Annotated in this window: 18 protein-coding genes and 1 tRNA gene; 12 read left to right on the forward strand and 7 right to left on the reverse strand. The window is 40.5% G+C overall.

What is annotated here, in order from left to right; translation table 11 throughout:
- Positions 1 to 142 precede the first annotated feature (142 nt).
- On the forward strand, positions 143 to 1240 hold the full coding sequence (locus ACFGVS_RS23845; RefSeq protein ID WP_439695868.1) for an IS110 family transposase: 1098 nt from the start codon (positions 143 to 145) through the stop codon (positions 1238 to 1240).
- Positions 1241 to 1415: 175 nt separating this feature from the next.
- On the opposite strand, the gene ACFGVS_RS23850 is transcribed toward ACFGVS_RS23845, so the two are convergent.
- Complete coding sequence (locus tag ACFGVS_RS23850) at positions 1416 to 1859, reverse strand: helix-turn-helix transcriptional regulator (protein WP_439695869.1); 444 nt, start codon at positions 1857 to 1859, stop codon at positions 1416 to 1418.
- 494 nt (positions 1860 to 2353) lie between these two features.
- Here ACFGVS_RS23850 and ACFGVS_RS23855 point away from each other — a divergent pair, with 494 nt between their 5' ends.
- The 5 genes from ACFGVS_RS23855 to ACFGVS_RS23875 all read left to right on the forward strand — a co-directional run bounded on the left by ACFGVS_RS23855 (position 2354) and on the right by ACFGVS_RS23875 (position 9597).
- The gene (locus ACFGVS_RS23855) at positions 2354 to 3823 is read left to right on the forward strand and encodes a HEPN domain-containing protein (RefSeq protein ID WP_439695870.1); all 1470 of its coding nucleotides are present in this window, start codon (positions 2354 to 2356) and stop codon (positions 3821 to 3823) included.
- 163 nt (positions 3824 to 3986) lie between these two features.
- Positions 3987 to 6017, forward strand: coding sequence for an AAA family ATPase (locus ACFGVS_RS23860; RefSeq protein ID WP_439695871.1), 2031 nt, complete (start codon positions 3987 to 3989; stop codon positions 6015 to 6017).
- A 363-nt stretch (positions 6018 to 6380) separates the two neighbouring features.
- On the forward strand, positions 6381 to 7910 hold the full coding sequence (locus tag ACFGVS_RS23865; RefSeq protein ID WP_439695872.1) for a hypothetical protein: 1530 nt from the start codon (positions 6381 to 6383) through the stop codon (positions 7908 to 7910).
- A 22-nt stretch (positions 7911 to 7932) separates the two neighbouring features.
- Positions 7933 to 8835 (forward strand): HEPN domain-containing protein, encoded by a 903-nt coding sequence (locus ACFGVS_RS23870; RefSeq protein ID WP_439695873.1) that lies wholly within the window; start codon positions 7933 to 7935, stop codon positions 8833 to 8835.
- A 171-nt stretch (positions 8836 to 9006) separates the two neighbouring features.
- The gene (locus tag ACFGVS_RS23875) at positions 9007 to 9597 is read left to right on the forward strand and encodes a hypothetical protein (protein ID WP_439695874.1); all 591 of its coding nucleotides are present in this window, start codon (positions 9007 to 9009) and stop codon (positions 9595 to 9597) included.
- 307 nt (positions 9598 to 9904) lie between these two features.
- Here the strand turns inward: ACFGVS_RS23875 and mobC are convergent, their stop codons facing one another.
- The 4 genes from mobC to ACFGVS_RS23895 all read right to left on the reverse strand — a co-directional run bounded on the left by mobC (position 9905) and on the right by ACFGVS_RS23895 (position 14868).
- Positions 9905 to 11908, reverse strand: a complete 2004-nt coding sequence (gene mobC / locus ACFGVS_RS23880; protein ID WP_439695875.1) for a conjugal transfer protein MobC — start codon at positions 11906 to 11908, stop codon at positions 9905 to 9907.
- Between the two features lie 9 nt (positions 11909 to 11917).
- Positions 11918 to 13195 carry a relaxase/mobilization nuclease domain-containing protein gene (locus ACFGVS_RS23885; RefSeq protein WP_439695876.1) on the reverse strand — a complete coding sequence of 426 codons (1278 nt, stop codon included), beginning with the start codon at positions 13193 to 13195 and terminating at the stop codon, positions 11918 to 11920.
- Complete coding sequence (locus ACFGVS_RS23890; RefSeq protein ID WP_439695877.1) at positions 13180 to 13587, reverse strand: mobilization protein; 408 nt, start codon at positions 13585 to 13587, stop codon at positions 13180 to 13182. The genes ACFGVS_RS23885 and ACFGVS_RS23890 overlap by 16 nt, the downstream gene beginning before the upstream one ends.
- A gap of 429 nt (positions 13588 to 14016) precedes the next feature.
- The gene (locus ACFGVS_RS23895; RefSeq protein ID WP_439695878.1) at positions 14017 to 14868 is read right to left on the reverse strand and encodes a hypothetical protein; all 852 of its coding nucleotides are present in this window, start codon (positions 14866 to 14868) and stop codon (positions 14017 to 14019) included.
- Between the two features lie 118 nt (positions 14869 to 14986).
- On the opposite strand from ACFGVS_RS23895, the gene ACFGVS_RS23900 reads away from it, so the two are divergent.
- Positions 14987 to 15139: a hypothetical protein gene (locus ACFGVS_RS23900; protein ID WP_439695879.1), complete on the forward strand. Its 153-nt coding sequence runs from the start codon at positions 14987 to 14989 to the stop codon at positions 15137 to 15139.
- Positions 15136 to 16698, forward strand: coding sequence for a recombinase family protein (locus tag ACFGVS_RS23905; RefSeq protein ID WP_439699261.1), 1563 nt, complete (start codon positions 15136 to 15138; stop codon positions 16696 to 16698). Before ACFGVS_RS23900 ends, ACFGVS_RS23905 begins: the two co-directional genes overlap by 4 nt.
- Here ACFGVS_RS23905 and ACFGVS_RS23910 read toward each other — a convergent pair.
- A tRNA-Met gene (locus tag ACFGVS_RS23910) sits at positions 16658 to 16731 on the reverse strand. The two genes, ACFGVS_RS23905 and ACFGVS_RS23910, sit on opposite strands and share 41 nt — an antisense overlap.
- 162 nt (positions 16732 to 16893) lie before the next feature.
- Between ACFGVS_RS23910 and ACFGVS_RS23915 the strand changes: the two genes are divergently transcribed.
- The 3 genes from ACFGVS_RS23915 (at position 16894) to ACFGVS_RS23925 (ending at position 20135) form a co-directional block, all read left to right on the forward strand.
- Positions 16894 to 17274, forward strand: coding sequence for an START-like domain-containing protein (locus ACFGVS_RS23915; RefSeq protein ID WP_090642033.1), 381 nt, complete (start codon positions 16894 to 16896; stop codon positions 17272 to 17274).
- 109 nt (positions 17275 to 17383) lie between these two features.
- A complete protein-coding gene (locus ACFGVS_RS23920) occupies positions 17384 to 18802 on the forward strand; it encodes an LptF/LptG family permease (protein ID WP_439695880.1) in 1419 nt (472 codons plus the stop codon).
- Positions 18803 to 18920: 118 nt separating this feature from the next.
- A complete protein-coding gene (locus ACFGVS_RS23925) occupies positions 18921 to 20135 on the forward strand; it encodes a bifunctional 3,4-dihydroxy-2-butanone-4-phosphate synthase/GTP cyclohydrolase II (protein WP_439699262.1) in 1215 nt (404 codons plus the stop codon).
- A gap of 228 nt (positions 20136 to 20363) precedes the next feature.
- Here ACFGVS_RS23925 and ACFGVS_RS23930 read toward each other — a convergent pair whose 3' ends face one another.
- Entirely contained in the window at positions 20364 to 24713 is a 4350-nt protein-coding gene (locus ACFGVS_RS23930; RefSeq protein ID WP_439695881.1) for a translocation/assembly module TamB domain-containing protein, read from the reverse strand.
- A gap of 295 nt (positions 24714 to 25008) precedes the next feature.
- Between ACFGVS_RS23930 and tsaD the strand changes: the two genes are divergently transcribed.
- Positions 25009 to 26010 (forward strand): tRNA (adenosine(37)-N6)-threonylcarbamoyltransferase complex transferase subunit TsaD, encoded by a 1002-nt coding sequence (gene tsaD / locus ACFGVS_RS23935; protein ID WP_439695882.1) that lies wholly within the window; start codon positions 25009 to 25011, stop codon positions 26008 to 26010.
- The last annotated feature ends 1 nt before the right edge of the window (position 26011 follow it).

Here is a 26011-nt window from a genome sequence, read left to right on the forward strand (position 1 = left end):
TCTTAAAAAACGGTTAAAAGTTTGTTAACACTACCCCCATAGTTTTGCTTCGCGAGAGGGAATTATACGTGGTTCGAAGTTTTAAGGCTTACCCCATAAAATAATCTCTCGTATTTTAAACACAAACCCATATCACAATACCTTGACAACTCAAACTACCGAGGACTTCTGTAAAGTCAATCCACCTAAACCACGAATTTTTTCTTATTTCATTGGTATAGATGTTTCCAAAAACAAGTTGGATATCGCATTATATCAAGATAATATTTTTATCAGCCATAAGGTAATTGAAAATAAAGTTGAAGATATTTCAGATTATGTCAAAGAAATTAAATCGCATAACAGATATATGGTTAGCAAATCTGTTTTCTGCATGGAGAATACCGGCAATTATTGCAATCCTCTTTTAACATTTTTAAGTAAGATTAAGGCAAACATTGTAGTCGAAAGCTCGCTTCATATACGTAATTCATTTGGGACCGTCCGGGGTAAATACGACAAAATAGATTCCATGCGTATAGCTCAATACGCTTATAAAGATCGTGATAGACTTCGAATATGGGAGCCAAGAAGGCCGATAATTAACTCACTCGCTAGCCTATTTACGTTGAGACGCAAACTGTTGGATTTGAAGGGAGCAGTAACGATACCACTGACCGAGCAACTTGCCTTTTCGACCCCAATAATTAAGCAGCAAAATAAAGCGCTTTGTAAAAATAGCCTTGATGCAATATCTAATGACCTAAAACAAATAGACGGTTTTATAGCTAACGTTATAAGGTCTGATCCTCGTTTGAATAGATTAATGGAAATCATTACCTCAGTTTCCTCTGTGGGGCCGGTAACAGCTCTGTTAATTATAATAACAACAAATGAGTTTAAAAATATTAGTGACCCAAAAAAATTCGCCTGTTATGCCGGTGTTGCTCCGTTCGTTAAAGAATCCGGAACAGTTACAGGAAAGGCAAAAGTCTCCAATATTGCCAATAAAAAAATGAAAGCTCTGTTAAATTCATGCGCAGTAAATGCGAGTCGCTTTAGCCCGGACCTACGCGAATATTATATAAGAAAGACGGAAAAAGAAGGTAAAGCTAAAATGTCAGTTCTAAATGCCATTCGGAACAAGTTAATATTAAGAATATTTGCCTGTGTAAAGCAAGACAGGCTATACAATATAAAGCAGCCCGACATCAAATATAGTAGTAAAATTTATTTTAATGAATTTGATCCAGTTTCCTAATTGGCAAGGTCCACTATAAAGATTTAAACGGCTTGGAATTTTCAGAAATCTCAGGAGCAAGACCTAATCTTGGATATAATTCAAGCCGTTTTTCATTATTTAAAATAAGTGGTAAGGGAATTATCAGAAGTCGCAGATTAAAGATCTAATCCTTGATAAAATCTTATCACTTATTTTAATCGTGTTTTTTGTGTGGTGCTATCTGTTGTAAGATTTCAACTTTTTCGCGTTCGCTCGCTAGAAGTCGTTCATAAAGTTTTTTATTTTCTTCAATCACTTCAAGCCATTTGTCTATCGGGTTAAACGTACAGTGCAAATTTGTAGAGGAAAAAAACGCCCCTGCACCGCTGCTGTCATAAAAAGAATTAAAATAAGTCACAGCCGCTTGTTCATCAAAATTCTTGATCGCTTCTTCAGGCACTTTCAACACTCTTGCTACTTGTGTTAGTAATTCAGGCTCTAATGTTTCCTTGGATTCAAGTAACGACACCCTTTTCTGACTCCATTCCTCACCAAGTGCATAGGCTAAGGCTTCTTGTTTAAGGCCAAGCATTTCCCTGAAACGTTTAATGTTACGGCCTTGATGAATGTTCTTTGGTGTGTCAGTGGTAGCGCTCATGGGTCAGATATATGATAGTATGATATATAAACAAATGTAACAAAAAAATATGCTTGTGTTGAAACGCCTGTTTTAGAAATACCAGGAGAATAAATTATGCCCTGATATTTCTTCGATAGAAACAGGCGGGAATGGTTTAGCATTTTCCGTCTCGTCAACTTTGTATTGTCGGCCATTATAGACAGGAGTGATTAAAGCATATCTACTGTATTTATACGCATTATCGCCGCGAAACTAACGATTAAGGTTTGCACAACCTACATTCTATGGGGTATTGAATTCTTTAATCTATTTAAATATTGGCTCTGGTGATGTTAAGCGGCTCAATGGTTGGGTGGCAACCCAACCTTGACCGCTTTCAGGAATTAAAAAGCTTATACAATGTAGAGGGTTTACAGTGCATGCAGATTCCCAATAACATCTTGTTGGACTACAAGATGATTGGCTGAGACAGATTGAAAACGTATTTAAAAAATGGCTTAAATCGATTATTTATGAAAAACAACGACTTTGCACCATGGGAGTATTCGCCAGGATATTTACGCCAATTTGAGACACAAAATCCACTTTTGGTATTAACAAAGAGCTATAACTCAGAATGGACACCCCATTTTAATAAATATTTCAAGGAGTTGAAACCTTACGGATTTCTTGGAGAAGATAATCATACAATTGATGATGGTCCTATTTCAGAAGCTTATGTCTGCGATCACAACAGTATTTTGATAGAATCGGCTTATATGCTTTTCCTTTCGAATGATCATAACGGCAAGATGTTGTCTATTCCAACAGACCAACAGCTACAAAAGGAGAGGGCGACATGGTTATATTTCCCCAAAAAAAATTCCACCGCTGAATTGAAGAATCCGTATCTCGCTATTGAAAGTGTATTTAAACAGTTAAGCCCCTTTGCAATGCACGGAATTCTTTATAAATTTTTTAATGATAAATTAAATAACAGGACACCGAATCCCGAAGAAGATCCGATCTCCCCGGTTAGGTTTTACGAAAGCATTACAAAATTGTATTCAGCATTTTGGGTAATTTCTCAGAGGAATTCTAAAAATCCATACTTGAAAATCCCAATTAAGAAGAATGTTCAAACGAAATCCGATCGATTAAAAAGAAGTTTTTTTTCTAAGGGCTCATTTCATGAAACTTATTTCACTAATACTATTAGTCAAATCGAACAAATGATCCTCGATGAATTGATTAGGATAATTACCAGAGAGATACCGGCAATTTCAATGATGAGTTATTTAGGTAAGTATTCAAAAGTCTTTGCTTATTTTCTGCTTGTAATCATTGATGATAAAAACTCGTCCTCTTGTATTGAAGTTGCCAATAAAATTGAGAATCTGTGTAATAAGCGTGTACCGGTTCTCGTTTTAGTGCATTTCGGCAAAGATTTCAAAACTGGGATATCCGTTGGGCGGCGTTTTTTTATCAATGCATTAAAAAACGGAATTATAGTTTATAGATCACAAGATTATCAAATGGCTGATCTGCCAATTTTGGCTCAAAATATCATTCGGATCGAGGCAAACATGGATTGGTTGCACTGGGGCAGCAAAGCGAAAGATTATCTTCAATCGGTCGAATTTAATTTTGAGAAAGAAAATTATGGTACGGCTGCATTTCATTTGCATCAACTGGCAAAGAACACTTTAGTTCAAATAATTAAAGTTATATGTGGCTATAATACAGACACTAATGACCTTCTAAAGTTATTAAAAATAACCCTTATTGCTACAAATGAGTTATTTAAAATCTATGAATCTGACCAAACAGATTCAAATTTCATTGTGATTCTTCAAAACGGCTATGTAAAATATATGGTCAAATCGGTTTATCGGCCGGAAAGACATATAATCGAAAATGCCATAAAAAAAGTGGGTAAACTGATCGATACAGCGGAAGGGTTGTATAAGGAATTCTTAAGTACACTTAATGTAGGTAGGTAGCGTATTTATACACCCAAAGTGATCATTTGTTTTTTTTATAATACGTCAATTAAGAAACCTAAAGCTGCATTGTCTCAGGTATGGCCGGCCATATTATTTTGTAATTAGTAGCTTGGTCAGGCGTGGCATTTTAGTTGTAAATTCGCATACCAATCATTAAGCAATGAAATATCTCAGGCTCAATAATAATCATGAATACTTTAAAGATGGGCTACCTGCGCGATTTCTGGGCAATATTGGCGACCTGAATATCATAATCGGGGCTAACAATACTCGCAAAAGCAGATTCTTGCGCACCATAATTAACCAGGAGCACAATGTATTATTTGAGGCACCAGAAAATTTCAATTTACTTTATAATGAAAGCCTTTGTCTTTTTGATGAACTTTCAAAAAAAGGTAAAGAGACATTGGATGAAAAAATCCTGCAATTCCAGTTTGTCCCTGGCGGAGAAGGTCAACCTATCTATGATAGTATTAAGGAATACTTTGGTGCTAACAGCCAAATAGATTTTTTTCAGTTTAAAACCACATTAAATAATCTAAATGAGTCTTTAGTAGCAGTAGCTATTCCATCTGGTTTCGACTCGCTAAAAACGATTGCTAATCGGGCCTACCATGCCGTAAATTTATTTATATGGGTTTATGACCTTTTAAAGAAGGACGTTCCTAATAGTAGGCATTTTGAAAAAACAAACGTGTTAAATGTGCATTGGAAGCATAATTTAAGGGACAACGAAGCCTTTCCTGATTTTGCCCTAAAGTTCAGCATATTGAAAAAATTGCAGAAATATCTAAAAATAATTTGTGATCTTAAATTTGAAGATTTCAATAAAACCTTAATTTACATTCCTGTCTTACGCACTTCCAGAATGATTGTGGGCTTTAAAGATGATGTTTATGCACAAACGATATTAACACAACATTTCTCCGGCCCGACCAGTAAACTTAAAATTGAAACTGGAATGGAATTGTACAAAAAAATAGGGATGGCCAGGAATACCAGCCGTAAACGGGCAAACAGTTTTCGCGAATTCGAGAAATTTATCGGAAAAACATTTTATCAAAACGAGGATATTCATATTGTTGCCGAGCAAACAGAAAAAGGCGAAGAACGAAATATAAAAGTCACTCTGCCGGGGGAAAATGAGGATGTGGCTATGCATAATTTGGGAGATGGGGTACAGGCGGTCATAAATTTATTGTTTCCCATTTTCGACGCCGAAGATGGAGCTTGGGTATTTATTGATGAGCCAGAAAATCATTTACATCCTGGTTATCAAAACATTCTAATTGATGCCTTAGCGAATAATAATTTTTTAAAAGAAAAAGAACTTCGGTATTTTATCAACACGCATTCAAATCATATTCTGTCCGCTGCCCTAATGACTGCAAGCGCGGGGGAAATCATGGTATTTAGTCGACGTGACAAAGATTCATCATCTATCCAATCTTTTAATGGGTTGGCTTATCATACGCTGGAATTATTAGGCGTATTTAATACTTCAGTACTTACCAGCAATTGCAGTATTTGGGTCGAGGGGGTTACAGATCGCTTTTACCTGCAAGCATTCTTACATGCTTATGTTCAAACTTTGGCGGCCGATAAAATAAGGCCTATTGAAGGCCTCCACTTTTCGTTTGTCGAATATGGGGGAATAAACCTACTGCATTATGAGTTTGACCATGAATTTCATACAACTGAAAAAATAGGAATTGAAAACAAGATCGAAGCCTACTTCATTAACAGCAACGTATTTTTACTTGCAGATAACGATTTAAAGAATAACAAGCACCTGCCCTTTGAGAATATAACGCGAGGTAATTTTATCTACTGCCAAACTGAAGTGCCAGAAATTGAAAATGTATTGCCTGACTCCATTATTAAAGGCTATTTAGAGGATGTATTTGGTTATGAGGATAGCATTTTAAAGAAATGCTTTCCGATAAAAGCCGGTATAAAATTAGGTCGTCATTTTAAAGACAAGCTGCCTTATGGAAAAGGTTTTAGGAAAATCGAAGGTGATGGTGGTACATTGAAACCATTCTATAAAAAAGGGCTGGCAGATTATGTTCATAAAAAAATTATAGCGAACAAGTTTGAATGGAAGGATCTAGAAGCCTCGTCTTTTTTGGTAAAAAGGATTCCAGAACTCTATGAGTTTATCAGCAGTAAAAACCATGTTGTCAGTTGATACCCGATTTTGGCGTTATACAACCGTTATTGATTATAAACACTGGTTTCTTTTGCTTTTCTCTCAGGCGAATGAAAGTAAAGTAGTCCAAATCTGTAATCTCAATGAATAAATTATAAACTCCAGGAATAAATCGCAATGCTCTTAATGAATAAGGTTCTTTCAAAATAACGATTAATACGGATTGTTGCAATGTAGTCTAACATCAATTTCCTCCCCAATATCCTTTAAGATGAATGAAAATTGGAGCCTCACATTTATTTAAAGGCGAAGTACCTCCCTTTTTTAGAAATACCGGGAGAATAAATTATGCCCTGATTTTTCTTCAATAGAAACAGGCGGGAATGGTTTAGCAGTATTCAAGTGACCAACTTTGTATTGCCGGTCAATGGAGGCCGGCTTAATGAATTGGTTATGTATTGCGGTGTTTATGCTCCCTGGGATCACTACCCCAAATTTCTTCGCCAATCAGAGGTTAGGAATCCGCTGATCACTCTTAAAGGGTTCTTCGATGCCAATGATGTCGAAGGCCATTATGAAAAGCTGAAAAGGTGGCGACATTACGTTGTTAATGATGAGCATTATGATGACGAGCGCTTCGGGCCGGGTAATCTGCTCTATGATTACGAACTAAATTTGAGGTTACTGGAATCGCTTTACCTGCTGTTATTGGAAGACGAAGAGCCGTCCTATAGTGATGATAAGATCACCGAAGAACAGCTTGCCAGCGAAAAAGAAGAATGGGCCTGGTATCCCAATCATTTTACTAAGAAGGAATTGCTTAACCCGTACCTGGTTATAAAAGCCGCCTTTAATGAAATACAGCCGGAAGCGTTCAGAGATCACCTTTGGGAATGGATAAACGCAGCTTTATCAAGTAACGCGATAGACGAGACAACAACACCCGGAGAGATCATTACGGTATATGAGCACATTAAAAAAATGTACTCGGCAGCGTGGCTGATCTTTCAGCGGGAAACGGCACAGCCATTTTTAAAAGAAAAACCGGTAGAGGATAATAAGATATTGTGCGAATCTGAAGATAAAAAAGCTTTAAGCGTTATGGCAGACTCGGTCAGAAAGAACGTTTCGATTAAAGCGACACCGGCCCAAAAACTTGGGTTAAAAGAAGTCACGAAACTGATCTTAAAAATAGAGCCCACCGTACAGATGGTATGCCACTTCCATACTTCTGAGGAGCCTTTTATTTTTTTCCTGCTGATCATTGTTGCAAACGACCAGGCATTTACTAACGATGAAATCGCCGCCAGGATAGAGCAGGGCTGCGCTCACCTGGTAACCATCGCGGCGTTTGTCAAAAAACAGAAGTGGTTTGAAAAACCAGAGCGTAAAAGTTCAAGCTTTTACTATTATGCCTTTAGACTAAAGGATGTCACCTACCAATCTACATCTGTAACGATACCGGAGTACCCGAAATACGGGCCGTATATGACCCAACAAGAGATCGATGAAATATGGGATAGAACGGGTCATCATGGACATGAACTGTACTTTAAAGCACAGCAATTGCAAATGGACAAGAATTACACTGAGTGTCTTTCAACAGTAAAAGAAGCCATAAACTATACACTGAAATCAATGATTGCGATGATGACAGGCTTCATGCCGGCAACAAATGATCATAACCGGTTATTAAAAATGTCGCTGCTTTGTTCCGTAAAGATCTGGGGGATTTTTCATAAAGATACAGAATCCAGTATTGCCGCTATGGACTTGCTCAATCTGAATGAACCTCTCCTAAATGGCCCTATAGCACAAACAGAGAATGAAACAGGTATGAATGTATTGATGCTGAATGCTTACCTTCTGAATATGATAGCAAGGGATGAATACCAGGAACGCATGGCAGATGTGAACCACCATTCAACCTGATAACTAAAAAAAAGTTTTTGATATGGAAAAACAGCCGATAAAACTCAGCGACGGGCAATATAACGAACTGCAGGAAATTGCAAAAGTATTGACCAGCAATTATCAAATTGAAAAGGTTATCTGCTTTGGTGCGTTAAGTTCCATGACTACAGGTAATACCTGTTTTATGCAGCCAGATCATAGTATGAAAAATACCTATTATCTGTTAGTCCTGACCACAGAGACCAAAAGGATTGAATATGTCATGCAGGATTTTATCAGTAGCCATTTTCCCGGCGTATTTATCATTGCGCATGGGCTGTCTACGGTGCTGGAGGCGGTGTACAGGTACGACCGGTTCTTTGTGGATGCCTGCCTGAATGGTCTGTTGGTATACACGTCTGATGGTTTTACCATGTCCCCGGAAGGTAATGCAGACAATACGGAGGGAAGTTATTTAAAAGACGAGGAAGCTTTTTCCCGAATGTATAGCATGGCTTCCGGCTTTTTAGAAAGCGCCTTAGACTGCTTTGAAAAAGGATTTTTCAACAATGTGGCTTTCCTGCTGCACCAGTCAGTGGAACAAGCCTGCCGGGGATTGATCCGGCTGTATACTGGTTACAGGGCCGATATACACAACATTGAGCGTTTGTTATACCTGTGTGAATGTTTTTCCGCCGAACCTTCAAGGCTGTTTAAGCGGCACTTTAAAGAAGATAAAAGACTGTTCCGGGTATTGGCCGGAAGTTATACAGAGGCAAGATACAGGGACAATTACGAGGTCGGAGATCAAGATGCAGACAAACTTTGCTCACTTGTCAAAGCATTCCTTGACTTGACGCTTGAATTGTCATCAAAAGAACCGAACCGGGAAACTGCTAAGAGCACAGTGGTAGAACAGGCAGCGGTCGTGGATTATTCCCCGGCCCTGCCTGCCTCCCTGTGAGTATCAAATCTTGTTGGGATATTATATAAAAACGATGTAACCGAAAATAATCAGTTAAGACACTGAGGTTGACAGCCAGGGGCCGTGACATTTGTCCGGCTCCCCTGTCTCTTAATCCCCAATTAATAAATGAGATAAAATATCAGTTCAAAACAGCTAAATAAAACGAATATGTATTGCGGAGAAACAGCGCCATGGGATCATTTCCCTAAGAATTTACGGATAGGCGAATTCCTTGACCCCTTACAGGTCATCGTTGAATTTTTTAGCACCGGGCAGCCGCCTGAACAGTTGAGGAAATTAGAAGCGTGGCGATATTTTGTAGTTGAGGAAGAATACTACAATGATCCGAAATTGGGTCCTGAGCCACTCTTGCTAAGGTATGATCTGCATTTAAGATTGATGGAAGCTGCTTACCTCAAACTACTGAAATTTAAGGATGACAACATAGATACGCAATCAATACAGCCCGGACAGCTCGAAAACGAACGCCGTATGTGGCCATACTTCCCGGCGGATTTCTCAGGTGAAGAATTATCTGACCCCTATGCAATACTCGAACAATCTTTTGATCGTTATCCGCCGCAAGCCTACAGGGACAACCTCCATGCCTGGCTACATGTTGCCTTATCTACTCGTACAGATTTCGAAACGCTGCCTCCGGGCGAGATCATGTCATTTTACGAAAACATGCGACGATTATGTAATGGGGCATGGTTGATACGACAACGAGAATCGGGAAACGCCATAATGAAAAGTTAAAAGGAAGCATTGCCATAATTATCCGCTAATTAGCGTTACAACAATAGCATAGCATCATAAGCAGTATTGGCGGGCGGTTCGGGTTCTCAGGCCGCCCTGCCTTGCTGCAAAAGGGGCAGTTTTGGTTTCGCGAAATAAATGGCCATATTTGAAAATATAAAAGGGTCAACTCTGACCCTATTGTGATAAGGTTTAGGTTTAAAGTCCCGGCGGCGAGCGCTTAGGGACTTTTATTCGTTAACAGCAAATTGATGTTGTGCTAATTTACTTCAGGGTTTAAAAATCTAGGCGTAAAACGTGACAGAACTTATAATGAAACAGCTCGTTGCGATTCCTCACCATTTGCCTGCGTTTCATCAACCGCTTCGGGTTCGCTGACATCCAGCTTTTTAAGTTCAGTAGTCAACAACCTTTCAATATCCCTTTTGATACTTTTATATTTTTCGTGAATATCTTGCTCCGTTACCTTAGCGATTAAGGGAAGTGGCTCGTAATTTTCTTCTTCCCGTTTAATAGCCGCATGGTCATTTTGTAACTCCGCATGGAACATCTTTAATTCGATTTTACAATCCGGGTTATCCGCCACAATTCCCACAAACTCTCCGGAGGAAAGCGCAGCTATCTTCGATGCAGGTATAGCATAATCCAACTGCGTTGACTTGGAAATAGATGTATCTGAACTGTTAATACTCAGGCTTTCGCGGTTTTGCATGATCTTCCCGAAATTTTCGCTCATCTTTTTCGCTGTGTCGCCGGTTACCTGACCGCAGATAACATTACCTACGATTCCCGTAATCACATCTGCGTGATCGACCCCGTAATCCTTCTTTAACTGGCTGAAATCCTGGATACCGATAGCCACACTGATCAAATTCGATCTGCCGGTACTGATCGTGGGGATCAGGTCGGCTGTCAAGGTTGGGAATTCATCGAAGATCAGGCTACTTTTTAATTTTCCTTTCTTGTTGATCAGTTTAAGCATCCTGTTCACATACAAAGAAAGTACCGCACCATACACCTGCAATTTTTGCGGGTTGTTACCCATACAAACGATCTTAGGCTCTTCGGGGTTATTAATATCTAAGGTAAAATCATTACCGGATAGCACATAATACAATTGCGGTGAAGCTAAACGGGCCAGACCAATTTTGGCGGAAGCTATCTGCCCCTCTAATTGCGCCATTGCCTTGTTATGATAGGCCGATATGAACGGATTGATCAACACCTTGATCTCTTCTTGCTGTTCCAATACCGCGAAAAGCCTGTCATAGTCCGTTTGCATCAATTCGATGACATGCGGTAAAGTACAATACTTGCCGTCCTCATATTTGCGCAAATACCATATAATAGCCGTCAGGAAATTGATCGGGCTTTCCACGAAGAAGTCACCTTGCTTTTTTAGCCATTCCCGGTTTAAACCCAGCATAATGGTGCGGCTGGATTCAGTAGCATCCGTAATATCCTCCATGCTTTGTGGATCGAGGGGGTTACAGCGATGGTAGATTTTGTCAAAGTCAATCACCCAAAAAGTGGGTTTGATCTTATAATTATTTTTATATTTTAACAAGGCGTTGTAGGCGATCCGGGTCAGGTCATCAAACTTGAAATCATATAAAAATATACTATGGCCTTTACGAATGTGCTGGTCTATAATGTGACGGATTACGAAATATGTTTTTCCGGCACCTGCCAGGCCCAAAACCGCCGTTGAGCGATGGGGATTTATAACGTTTACCCAAGAATCCCTTATCTTTCCGTTCAATTTATACTTAGCGGGCAGGTTAATGGAGTACTCATTTTCCAATAGTCTTTCTTCCTGCGGGAATGTCTCATTGTCCCTGTTAAAAATGTCCTTATTTAGGTTCGCCTTAATTAACCTTGACAACCAGGTGCCGCCGGTCAGGATCAGCAGGTAGCCTATTCCGGTGATGCCCATGTATAGGGTAGCTAACATGCTATTTCCGGCAGGCAGATGGAAAACCAGCAGGCTCGAAAAGTAGATAAGCAGCCCACAAAGCAGGTAGGCTACGATGCTGTTCCACTGGATTTTCTCGTCTTTTTTACCCTTTGCACCCAGGAGCGATACGAACAAGAGAAGTAATGCTGCCAGTTTGGGTATGAGCAGGCCCCTGAATAAGCCGGTTTTGGCGATGTTGCCGATAATACGGTCAGTAAATAACGCCGTCCAGTGCCATTCTTTGAACGCCTGGTAACAAGCCAAATAAAAATGAACGCTTAATATCAATAAGCTGATAAGCCTGGTCAGATCAATGATCTTGCGTAAGCCCTGTGTATCCTCGCCTGTATTCATAATAATTTCTTATAGTGTTAATTGGTTGTCTTGTGAGATGCCCTTACGTTTCTTTCTCCGGCGTTTTCGCGACATAGCTGCCGATGGTTCGTATTCTGACTTTTCAAAAAGCGCTTCTAAAAACTTTGTTGGCTCCGGTGGCCGGAGATAGATATTATCCGGTTCGCCTTTTTTGAGGTATTGCGTTTGCTGCTGTGCTTTTAAATAGCTTTTTGGCTTTACGGATTTGTCGGTTAAAGCGAACCTTTCCGTTAGGGCTTTGGCACTATATGCCTTGCCAAGGTCGCTGCCATTAAATACCGTACGGTTCTTGTTATCAATAACGGTCAGGCCATAAACAAAACCGTTTTCGTTCTGTCGGAAAACTGCATGGATTTGATGCCGTTGTAGTTCTTTCAGAAAAGTGGCTTTGGATATGTCCGTATAATTACTGAAGACTTTATCAATAGATTTCTTCAAGTCATCTTTAAATGGCTTCCGCTTCTCGTTGTTCGGCTCAAATTTTTCTTCGAGGGTTTTAAAAGTCGGCTTGCCGTTCAAACTGCTGGACTTAAATGGGATCCCGATCTTGTTACCGTCCTTGTCCAGTATCGAATAGATCAATCCTTTCTTTTCAAACATCAACGTATCCTCCCGGCCCCGGTCGGCAACAACGTTGAATTGTTTGAGTACCGCATTTAGTTCTGCTATAGAGGTGAATTTGTAGGTGCGGGTGACTTCGTTGACAATATTGGTGATCGCCCTTTTGGTCGGTGTTTTTCCGTAAACCGCTTTTTCTATGTTAATCGGCTTGATGCCTAATGCTTCTTTTAACCCTTTACCCTCGGCTTTAACCAGGCCATATGCGACCTCCAGTTCTTTACGGGCGGGTTCAGAAAGCAGCGTGCCGATGTTATGCACATCAATACGTTTACCGTCAGCCTGCATATTGGTGGTGACGATATGTACGTGATCATGTGCCGCATCTCGATGCTGATACACCAAATAGGGCTGGTCGTCAAATCCGATCTTATCCATATAGGCAGCCGTGATCTGTTGCAGCTTCGCCGTGCTGATCTTTTCCGAGGTATCAAAATTTAGCATAATATGCAGTGCATTGGTTTTTACCCTACTGTTGAGCATTGTCAGGTTTTCGAAGCGGGTTAGCTTGTTTTTAAAACTCAATTGTTCGATATCGCCGCCAAAACGGCTCGCCATAATGAGTACGGCTTTGTTAGCCTCAACCTTTTTCTCATTATACATCAGCAAGCCACGGATATTTTTACCGGTGATTATTTTTGCAACCATTTTGCAGATAGTTGGGATATGATAATTAATAACCTGTCTATTTTTTCTTCGACTTTTTCATACCGCTCGGCTACCTTTAGGATAAAAAAGTTCTTTTGTGCCTCATTTTGGGAGATGTGAAAACTGCGGGTCAGCTGGTTGATGTTTATGCCAATGGCTTTCAGTTCTTTTCGGATTGTGCTCAATTCTTCCATCGGGCCGTTGAGACTGATGTCTTTATGAAAATAGAGGATGCGTTGTTTTCGCAGGATCTTCCTGACCACTTCGCCTAATGACTGACAGTTGCTGTTGTCCCGTATCTGTTCCAGCTTTTTAAACTGGCTTTCGCTCACCCGCATGATGATAGGGTGGCTCAAAATCTCGTCCTGGTCTTCGGCTTTTTTACGGCTCATAAATACATGTTTACTGGTGTCCAGAAACCGCAAGCTCCGAAGCGGTTTCCCCGAGGGATGAGGGCAAGATCTTTTCGTGTATACGAAAATACATCTTGCCGTTAACTGGCGTTAACAGTCTCCTGGGAAAAAGTCCTTCATTTAAGCGAAGTTTCTGATCTAATTAATGTTTGTAATTTGCAGCCTTGCGGCAATTAAATGATGGTGTCCAAACTTTCCATTTCACTCCGTGAAACGGAAAGGCGTAAGCGCCTTTTGACTGTGTGCCTGGGATGCTCCCGGACACGTTTAATGATGGGCTTGTCGTTTAACTTTGGTTTCCATTTAGTATGCGTTCTTGCGATTGTTCTGCTCATGGTGATTCGTTTCAATGAGCCAAAAGTGAAGAAGGGGGAGTTTGTTATTTGGGGAGTTTAATGGGGTGACCCCTTAGATTTCATCGTCTTCCTGCTCGTGCCAATCACCAGTATCAATATTAAGGCCTTCCATTTGTATGTCACCTTTTGGAAAGTTTTCGTCTATGACCATCGTTAAAGCACTGGTAAAAGGGAATGAAGTCGGCGCTTCTAGGCCGTCACCATTTCTCAGATCACTGTTGGAACCCCATTGTAAGATCACCTCAATGTTACCGCTGACTTCGATATAGACCAGGTCGCTGCTTAATCCGGTAATTTTGATCATGGTGGTCTCAATATCTTCCAGGCTGTAATGGCTGGCTAATTCATCTAAGGCCTCCATACTATCCACGATTGCGTTTCTAATGAAAGCTTCATCAATATCGCTTTCCAGTACATCGATCAATTTTTCTCGACAATTTTCAATCGCAATCATAAATTCCTGGAAGGCGCGGACTACCCCAGAGGAAAGTTCCGCTACTTTTTCTTCCGGAATCCCGAATGTGCTTTCATTTACGTGGGTATATTTGCTCAAGAGCGCAACCGTGCTAATCACTCCTTTAATGTAAGTCTTGATATCAAAAAGATTTTCTTCTATATAATCTATGTCAAGGCCACCATGTATTGCATATCTAACACGCTGGGCGCGGCTAATGCCATTCTCCTTATCTGTTTCGTTTTGATACCAGGAACATGCTAAGACTTCTTCATCCGGCGCTAGGCTGCTTAATACATGCCTGGATAGCTCACGTATACCGCAAGCAAAATTATTGAATCGAAGCTTGTTGTTTTGATCTGATAGATTGTTAATTGATGCGATAAGCAATTCCTTTTGAAAATCGTTTGTGGCAAACTGTTCTGACTGATGTAGAAACTCTTCTATCATAATGGATGAATGTAGCTAATATTTAAAATTAACTGCAATAAATTTAAGGGGTGACCCCGTTTATCACCCCTTTGTAGAAATCATATTTGTTCGATTATTGGTCTTTAATATTTACTAGATGAGTAAACACTATAAACCATATACACCGGAAGAAGTGATTGAAATACTAAAAAAGCACGACCCAAATATTACCCTTGAAAAGGCAAAATTAATCTTGGATGCCATGCGAAAATTGGCTAAATTAACGCTGGAACAAGAATTTAATATATGAAAACAGCACATTTATACGTGCGGGTCAGCACGGATGAACAGGCCGATAAGGGTTATTCTCAACGTGACCAACATGACCGGTTGGTTCGGTATTGTGAACATAGCGGATATAAAATCGGAGAGGTCATATTTGAAGATCACTCGGCTAAAACTTTTAAACGCCCAGCATGGGAAGCGTTTTTAAAAACCTTAAAAAAGCAAAAGGGACGTGCCGACTTGGTTCTATTCACAAAATGGGATAGGTTCAGCAGAAACGCCGGTGATGCTTATGCCATGATCAGTAAGTTAAAGTCTATAGGAATCGATCCGCAGGCTATTGAACAACCATTAGACATGTCTGTTCCCGAAAGCAAGATCATGTTGGCGGTCTATTTAGCTACCCCTGAAGTGGAAAATGACCGTAGGGCAATGAATACCTTTAATGGTATGCGGCGGGCAAGAAAAGAGGGGCGATATATGGGACCAGCGCCAGTTGGCTATAAGAATAAGGTTACAGAAAATGGCAAAAAGTATATTGCCGTGCAAGAACCGGAAGCCAGTTTAGTCAAGTGGGCATTTGAGCAGATAGCGGAAGGGGAGTTTGCCGCCGATCAGGTGCGCAAGCAACTTAATGCGAAAGGTCTGAAATGTGGCAGTGCGCATTTCTGGGGTGTGATCAGAAATCCTACTTACTGCGGCAAAATTGAGATTGCTAAATATAAAGATGAAGAAGCCTACTTGGCCGAAGGGCAGCATGAGGCGATTATTTCTGAAAGTTTATATTATAAAGTGCAGGAAATCCTTGCATCACGCGAAAAGGGGAGATACGGGCCAAAAATGGTTTCTTTAGATCATTTGCCGCTTCGTCAACTTATCGTGTGCGAAAAGTGTGGCAGACAATTGACCGGCAGCTCTTCAAAAGGGTATAGTGCGTATTATACTTATTACCATTGCACGAAAGGATGTAAAACGAGGTTTAAGTCGGAAGAATTAAATGAAAGATTTGAAAAGTTGCTTTTCTCTTTCGAAGTTAAGCCAGGCATGCTGGAAATTTATGAGAATGAATTAATGGCCGAATACAGTAAAAGGAATACCAATAGAACTGTAGCTGGTAAGCGTAAAGATATTATTGCCCAGATACAGACCGTTAATCTCAAACTGACCAATGCGAGAAATAAATATTATTCAGGCGAAATAGATGCGGATGAATACCGGAAATTTAAATCGGATTGCGATCAAAAAATCAGACAGTTTGAAGTTCAGCTTGAAGGTGTCGTTTCGGGGGCTGTCAAGATAGAGAGATTGCTTAAAAATGCCGTTTCCTGCGTTTCAAGGCTGCTTTTATTGTACAAAAAATATGATTCAGTGGGCAAAAGACAGCTGATCATGTATATTTTCCCTCAAAAATTATACTTTGATGGAACACGTTTTCGAACTGTTTTGCTTAATGAGGCTATTGCTGAAATGTTCCTGATTCCCAGTAGTTTACGGGCGAAAAAAAAGCAGGAAAGTGAAAAATTTTTCACGTTTCCTGCTGTAGTAGCGGGGAGCAGGATCGAACTGCCGACCTTAGGGTTATGAATCCTACGCTCTAACCATCTGAGCTACCCCGCCGTTTTTATTTTAATCCTCTTTTTACATGGTTGTTAAAAAGAGCAGCCCTGTTTATAAAACAATGGGCTTCCTTAAAAAGGTTTGCAAATATAGCAGAAATTCGTTTTCTTTAGAAAAAATGTTAACATTTACTGCATAACCTGTTTTCAAGTATAAACCCCGATGTCCGAAAAAAAGAAATTTACTATTGAGTATGAGATAAAATCATCTCCAAGAATACTGTTCACGTTCCTAAATGAGCCTAACGGGTTAGCACAATGGTTTGCCGATGATGTAAATGTTCGTGACCAGGTTTTTACTTTTACCTGGGACGATGAACCGCAAAAAGCCAAACTTATTTTAGTTAAAGAAAATAAACTTGTAAGGTTCAAATGGCTTGAGGACGAGCCGCAATGCTATTTTGAAATGGAAATTTTGCAAGACGAACTAACCAATGATGTAGCCCTGAGCATCACCGATTTTGCAACGGAAGACCAGATCCCCGAACGAAAACTGATATGGGATAACCAGATTGATTACCTCATTAGCGTACTGGGCGCGTAAGGCCAATTTAATTTTAGCTAATTTTGTATTATCAAACGCTAATTTTGCGTTAATGAAAATTAACCTGCACGGTTGCGCGTTTTTTATCCTGTAAATACAAATTGCCCTGATGAAAAAGATCCATCTTTTACTGCTTAAATCATTTATAAGGCCTTTTGTAAGCACGCTGTTCATCGTAATGTTTGTGTTGCTGATGTTGTTTTTGTTTAAATACATCGACGACCTTATAGGCAAAGGCTTTGCCTGGTATATCATCCTGGAGCTGATGATGTACAACTCGGCAACCAACGTGGCAATGGCGCTGCCGCTATCGGTATTACTATCAACCATTATGACTTATGGCGCACTGGGCGAAAATTATGAGTTGGTGGCTATTAAAGCTGCTGGCATTTCGTTACGCCGGGCAATGTATCCCATGATAATTGTTGTATCAGTATTAAGTATCGCTGCATTCTTCTTTTCAGATTATATGTTGCCGATAGCTAACCTGAAATATTACTCCTTATTGTATGATGCCCGGAAGCAGAAATCGGCCGATTTACTGCCCGAGATGATATTCAGTTCCAGCTTTCCGGGTTACACCATTCGTGTAACCAAAAAAGATCCAGATGGGCAAAGGCTGTATGGTATTATTATTTACAAAAAGAACGAGGAAACCAATAATACCGAAGTGACAATGGCCCATGAAGGTACCATGTTTCGTACTATGGGTGATAAGTTTTTGGTGCTAAAACTAAAGGATGGTGTAAATTATGTGGAATCAAAAAGCGACGGTGCCAACTATGATTTGCGGCAACGCTTCACCCGTTTCCGTTTTAAAGAAATGGAGCAAAAATTTCCGCTGGATGCCTTTAAAATTAGCCGCACCGATGAAAATGAGTTTAAGTCGGCATCGCAGATGATGAATTTAAGGCAGCTTAAGTTTTTTGTTGATTCGAGCCAAAAGGCCACGGATGCCGCTGTAATGCTCAATTATAAGCTTATTACACCCTACATCAAGTATTTTAATTTGCCGGCCAAATCAAAAGTGAAATATATTGCTGCCGATAAAGATGTACTAAAAAGTATGAAAATTGCAGATCAGCAGATGGCCTTATCAAGCGCTGCATCTGAAGTACGGTCGGTAAAAGATTTTTTGAAAAATCGTGCCGATAAATATAGTAACGATGCTTCCACCATCCGCCGGTACGACTCGGAAGTGCAAAAGAAATATACCTTATCCGCAGCATGTATCGCTTTATTTTTAATAGGTGCTCCCCTGGGCGCTATTATCCGCAAAGGTGGGCTGGGGCTTCCGGTGGTAATTTCGGTGATATTTTTCCTTATCTATTATATTATATCAACCATAGGCGAAAAATCAGTAAAGGCAGGTAATGTTAATACGGTATTTGGCATGTGGGTAGCTATTATTGTGCTAACGCCCATCGGGCTCTTCCTTTCCTATAAAGCCGCTACCGATTCGGTGATATTTGATATGGAGGCCTATAAAAGATATTTTAATAAAATCTTTAAACGCAAGGACGCCTGACACGCGCCCCGCCTCCAAAATCATTTTACATAGTACCGACCAGAATCATTTTAATATAGTTTAAATTTGTTTAAACTTTAATACATCATGGCACCCTTTTAGGCTTGCCATACGTAATATACAGATAATGTTAAATACAATACAAGAAGCTATAGAAGATATACGGTCAGGTAAAATGATCATTGTGGTTGATGACGAGGACAGGGAAAATGAAGGTGATTTTTTAACCGCTGCCCGCAATGCAACCCCCGAGGCAATAAATTTTATGGTACGCCATGGCCGCGGCCTGGTTTGCGCACCTATTACGGTAGATAGAGCCCGCGAACTTGAACTGGAGCCGATGGTGAGTCACAATACTACGTCGCACGAAACTAATTTTACGGTCTCTGTTGATTTATTAGGGCACGGTTGTACAACCGGCATATCGGCTACCGACCGTTCAAAAACAACACTGGCATTAATTGACCCTGCCACTAAGCCCGAAGATTTAGGAAGGCCAGGCCACATATTCCCGCTTATTGCCAAAGATGGAGGCGTTTTGCGCCGGTCGGGCCACACCGAAGCCGCTATCGATTTGGCTGTTTTGGCTGGTTTTGAACCCGCCGGAGTTATATGCGAGATCATGAAAGAGGATGGCGACATGGCCCGCCTGCCCGATCTGCTGGTTATGGCAAAAGAATTTAACCTGAAGATTGTATCTATAAAAGACCTGATAGCATACCGTTTAAATGCCGAAACACTGGTTAAAAAAGAGGTTTCGGTGAAAATGCCAACCGAGTGGGGCGATTTTGAAATGATTGCCTATACCCAACTGGATACCGGCGAAAATCATCTTGCCCTGGTAAAAGGCACCTGGGAGCCCGGTGAGCCTATTTTAACCAGGGTACACAGCTCATGTGTTACCGGCGATATCTTTGGATCATGCCGCTGCGATTGTGGCCCACAGTTGCACAAAGCAATGGAGATGATAAGCAAAGAAGGCAAGGGGGTTGTTGTTTACATGAACCAGGAGGGTCGTGGTATAGGCCTTATCAATAAGTTAAAGGCTTATCACCTGCAAGAGAACGGTTATGACACCGTTGAAGCAAATGTTAAATTGGGCTTTAAAATGGATCAGCGCGATTATGGCGTTGGGGCGCAGATATTACGCAGCCTTGGAATTTCAAAAATGAGGCTGATGACCAATAATCCTAAAAAACGCGCAGGCCTTATTGGCTACGGGCTGGAGGTTGTTGAAAATGTACCTATCGAAATAGCATCAAACCCACATAACGAATTATACCTGCGTACCAAACGCGACAAAATGGACCATGCCATTATGCGCGATCATTAAGATTTTAGATGTGCAGATTACAGATGTGCAGATTTTAGATTACAGATGTGCAGATGCAGAGAAATTAGATAATAAAAAGCAGGTTGATTAATGTCAGCCTGCTTTTTTGCATTAAAATCTGTCTTTTTCATTTTCAAATCTTCAAATTACCAAATTTTCAAATTTTCTTCATCTGCATATCTGAAATCTGAAATTTGCACATCAATATTCCATCTGCACATCAATCTGCTAATCCTCATCATCCGGTTTGGTAACAATAGGATTGAGGTTTGTTACCGGTAATGGTGTTACCGGGGCCTGGGTGCGTTTGCCGCTTCTGAAAAGGTTGCGGATAAACTCGCGGAAGGTGTCAAAATCCCGTTGATAAACTAAGCCCAACCCGTTTACATACTGTGGTAGTAACTGGTTATTTAAATTGTTTAAGGTGGTACTGTTTAATATCCGGTACGAGTACCTGGCAGTTAAGTTACCATCTTTCCTGATGCGGTACAGGGCTTCAAAATCCTTGTTAATATTGTTAAAGCTTTGATTGAAAAGGGTAGTGTTATTGTTGTTAAATAAATCGTTTGAGGCCGTGTTGGTAAACAAACTTCCGTTGAAGGAAAGCCTGTCATTAAAGAAGCGAAGCGAAGCGCTGGCTTCATTAAACGAACGGATGTTTAAATCAAAGTTTTTAATGTTTGATTGCGCTATCAGGTTATTTAGTTTATTAAAAGCGAATTCGGTAACAGCATCGCCGGCTGTACTTATTACCTGGTTGGTTAAACTGTTATTACTGCCCGACGAAAACTGCCTGCGCACAATGATGCTTAACGCCTGCTGGCTGCGGTTGTTATTATCAGACAGGTAAGTAGCCACATCATCCTTTACCGAAGGGTCGGTAGGGAAGTTAAAGTCAAAGTCGATAACAGGTAATAATAACGATTTGGTTAGTATCAGCTCGGCCTGCACCAGTACCTGCTTGTTGCCCTGCGGCGATTGCAAGCCCGCGGCCGTATATAACGGCGAACGATCTGTACGTACCTCGTATAACGCTTTCAGGTTTATTTCGGCGTTTGCCGGGTTGCCTGTCCACCTGATTGTACCGCCCTGGCTTACTGTAAAATTTTTACTGATAAAGTTTTTGGCCGTAAATTCAAATTTGCCCGTGGTTATTAAAAAGTCGCCATACATTTCAAAATCGCCCAGGCTGTTAATGTTCAGCTTTAGGTTATTGGCCACGCCGCTGCCTTCCAGCAAACCATAATCGGTGGCTATTCTTACAACGGTTTTTTCATCGGCGGTTAAATCAAAATTAAGGGTTACGCCATTAAATGCACGCTCTTTGGCAACAACCTTCGCGGTATCGCTATGACTTACAAATTTTATAAAATCATATTCGCTTGCTGTTGATGAGGTGTTAAGCGGGATATTGAAAATTGTGCCGGCCTCGGTACGCGCGGTTATATCAATCTTCATGTTATCAACCGGGCCTTTGAAACTAAAATTCCCGGTTCCGTATGCTGTGCCATAGTATACGTGGTTATTCTTAAATGTGGTATTCAATGCCAGCAGGTTTTTGGCAACAAGGTCAACCTCGATATCCGGGTTAGATGGGTTGTTCAAATCTATAGTGCCATTGGCAGTTCCTGTGCCGCCTCGCTTATCTTTAAGCACCATGTTATCTATCTTAATAATGCTGTTAGCCACGTTTACCCTGGTATTAACCGTATACGCTGTTTTTAAATAATTAACCGTTACTCCTGTATTTACCAAAGTCACATCACCGTTTAATTTTGGTTTCGACGGGCTGCCCGAGAGCTTCAAATTGGTAGAAATATTTCCTTTAACATCCGACACCAGGTCTTTAATGAATGGCTCAAAAATGATGGCCTCGGTTTGATTCATTTTTACATCAAAGTCCAGGTTATCTTCAGTGTCTTTACCGAAGGCGTATATCCCCGATAGGTTCATGGTTTCAAGGCCGCGGTTAACAATGTTTAATTTCATGTCGGCCTGCTTGCGGTCGTTATCCAGTGTTGATACCAGTTTTACATTACCAATAAGCGTTTTGTTCATGGTAAGCGAATCGATAGTCAGCTTGGCATCAACACCTGGATCTGCGGTAATGGCGGTCATATTTACATCGCCATTGAGGTAGCCCTTTAAAAATATGCCCGATGTTTTGGTGAGCTGGTTAAGCGTACGCATGTTAAATTTCTCAAACGTGAGTTTTAATACATCAGTAGGGTTATCAGATATAAAGCCATTTATCCTGACCTTTTGACTTCCGTTTGATAACTCGAACCCCGTTACCTGTGTTTTGCCATTAAGTAGCCGGATGCGTACCTGCTCCTGTATTTTCCACTTTTCATGCTCCAGGATCACGTCTGAGGGTAGTAGTTTTAATTTGGCTGTAGTGTCTTTGCCAAATTCAACCAGGCCGTAAAGATCCAGCTGGTTTACAGCATTTTTATCGGATAGCTTAACGTTAAAGTTTAAACTATCGTTTTTAAGAAAGTTGGTTATGTTAATGTCCTTGATAAAAAGGCTGTCGGTCAGGTCAACCCTTTTTAGCGAAACGTTAAGTCCCAGCAAATTATCGGATGTGCTCTCGTCAATAATAAAATCATGAAAAACCGTTTTGCCAATTTTAAACGTTTTTATATAGCCCGATAGCGTAGCTGTTTTGTTATTGGAGTCAAAATGGCCCGTAAAATTCCCCTGATCAGGTATTTTTAATTGAGGTAAAAATATCGATGTCAGCGGATCGAGTTTTTTTAGGTTGAGGTTAAAATCAAACTCTTCTGGTTTAGGCGGTACAATAGTAGTTTGCAACGATGGAATGTACTTTTTAACAATGGTTTTAAAATACGATGGGAGGGTAGCAAGGTCAAAACTGCCTTTAATATTGGCATCGGCAAAGTCAGATTTGAGGGCTATTTCCCTGGCATTACCGCTGCCGCTGGCCGAAAGGTACAGTGAATCGGCCTGGTAATTATTACGTGGGTCCACAATCTTTATCGGCGATAGCAAAATATTGCCCTGTAAATTTTTAAGGTCATCACCCCTGAACGTGGTTTTTAGCTGTGTACTAAGGGTGATGGTATCTTTTATCAGTTTTAAGGCGTTTAGTTTGGCATCCTTAATGGTGGCTGCCAAATCATACGCGGGCAGTTGGCCGTTTAGGTTTACCTTTCCTTTCAGGTCGAGCTTTATGTTTTTATCGTTAATGGTGATATGCCCGTTAGCAAGTTTTTTTATAAACGAGCCATTGATGGTAAGGTTATTATAGGAGTAATTATTAAAATCGATGTATTTAATTTTAGCATCGCCTTTTTCGCTCAAGGTTTTAAGGTCGTCGCCGCTACCCTTTATGTTTGATGTAAACGTGGTGCGGCCCAGGCTGCTTTCATCAAGCAGGGTGCCCAGGTCAAAGTTAAAGGCATCCAGTTTGCCGCTGTAACTGGGGTTTCCTTTTTTGTCGATTTTTAAATTAATGTCCGAATCAAAACGGCCAAGCTTAGTTTTGAAAATACCGTAGGCCACAAAATCGTTTTGCAAACCGCTAAATCTGCCTGTGAAATTGACGTTACCAAACTTGTTGATAATATCAGGCACTTTTAGGTTGGACTGGCCCGAAAAATGACTGATAAGATAATCGATATCCTTTTTGTTAGATGCTATCTGGTCAAAGCGCAGCTCCAGGAAGGTATTATCCCAATCGGGCAAACCTCTTAAATTAAAGTCGCCTTTTATAAAGGTAGCCTGGCCGCCGGTTATGGTAACTCCTTTTGATTTTATGTTACTAACCGTCCCGTGGGCACGACCGTCTAAACCAAGGTCGAAAGTTACTTTTTCGAGCCCGCTGGTAAAGTAGGCAATATCTGCCGACGATACCCGCGACGATTTAAAATCGCCATCCATATAAACCTTAGTGTTAAACTCGTCAAAATCGCTAAACGATTTGAATTTCATCCTGAAATAATCTTTCAAATCAGAATGCCCGGTTTTTAAATGAAGGTTTTGTGCCAGTATCTGGTTAGTATCTATGGTGATATTTGATGTTAAATTTTTAACGTAAAACCCGCTTTTTTCTGCAAGGGTTAGCTTTTGCACATTGCCCTTAAACAGGTGGTTTTTGATATCCATATTTAAAACCACCGTGCTAAAATGTTTTACGTCAATATCGTCAAAATTAACCTGGGCCATTGCGGTATCAATCAGCTGGTTTTTGTACCGGAAATGGAAGTTATTAATGGTGATCTTATCAAAATTCAGCGTCCAGGGTTTGCTGGTGGTTTTTGCAGTATCGCCCGAGTTAAAATAGTTGATAATAAAATCGAGGTTGGTGGTACTATCCTTTTGTTTTTTCAGGTAAAAAGACCCGTTATCAAGCTCAATGGCCGAGAAAGTAATAAGCCGTTGTTTGATGCTGTTAAAAATAGAGAACCCATTAATATCTACCGCCAGCTTTGGGGTATTTAGCAGCGTATCCTTCTTTTTATCCAGTACATATAACCCTTCAATAACTACGGTGCTAAAAGGCCTTATATAAAGGCTTTTTATGCTTACGGTAGTACGCAATTCGTCCGACAAATATTTGGTCGCTTTTTTAGCGGCCCATGTTTGTACGGGTTTATATTGAAAAGCCAATAAAAGTATGCTCAGTGTCAATAATATCAACAACACCAGCCCGAATACTATTTTGAGTGCTTTTTTAATAACTTTGCTTTTTATTTAGTGATTTAGCGAATTATTGAATTAGTGATTTAAAACTCATCAATTACAATTAAGGCATTGATTAGTTTGATGATCTTTTATTGAGATCGGAAAATTCAGCTAAACAGGAATTCACTAACTCACTAATTCATTAATTCAATAATTAAAACAAGTGCCTGTAATATTAGGAATTGAATCTTCTTGCGATGACACATCTGCCTCTGTTTGCGTTGATGGGGTTATCCTGAGCAATGTTATTGCTAACCAAAGCATTCACGAGGCATATGGTGGCGTTGTCCCCGAGCTTGCCTCAAGGGTGCATCAGCAAAATATTGTTCCTGCCGTTCAACAAGCACTATTGAACGCAAAAGTAAACAAAAATGATATTGATGCGGTAGCTTTTACCCGCGGGCCGGGCCTTTTAGGCTCATTATTAGTTGGTGTGTCATTCGCCAAGGCATTTGCGCTTGCCCAAAACGCGCCATTGGTCGAAATTAATCACATGCAGGCCCATATCCTGGCCCACTTTATTGGCGATCATAAGCCCGTGTTTCCATTTTTATGCCTTACCGTATCGGGCGGGCACACGCAAATAGTTTTGGTAAAAGATTATTTTGAAATGGAAATTATTGGCCAAACACTGGATGATGCTGCAGGTGAAGCAATGGATAAAACCAGTAAGATATTGGGCTTACCTTATCCGGGCGGCCCGCTTATAGATAAATACGCGCGGCAGGGTAATGCGGATGCTTACAAGTTTCCCGAGCCGCAGATCCCGGGCTTTGATTTTAGTTTTAGCGGGTTAAAAACGTCGATATTGTATTTTATTCGCGATAACGTGGCTAAGAACCCCGATTTTATCAGCGAAAACATGGCCGATATTTGTGCCTCGGTTGAAAAACGGACAGCAACCATACTGCTTAATAAATTTGAAAAAGCCGCAAAACAGTACGGTATTAAACAATTGGCTTTGGCCGGCGGTGTATCGGCCAATACAGGTTTAAGGTTGGGACTACAGGCGCTTTGCGAAAAAAACGGCTGGGAAAGCTTTATTCCGGCTATGCAATATTGTACAGATAACGCCGCAATGATTGCAATTGCCGGCTACTATAAATATTTAAAAGGTGAATTTTCGGGGCAGGAAATTGCACCCATGGCAAGGATGATATTTTAAT

Source organism: Mucilaginibacter sediminis (assembly GCF_051903035.1).
GTDB lineage: Bacteria > Bacteroidota > Bacteroidia > Sphingobacteriales > Sphingobacteriaceae > Mucilaginibacter.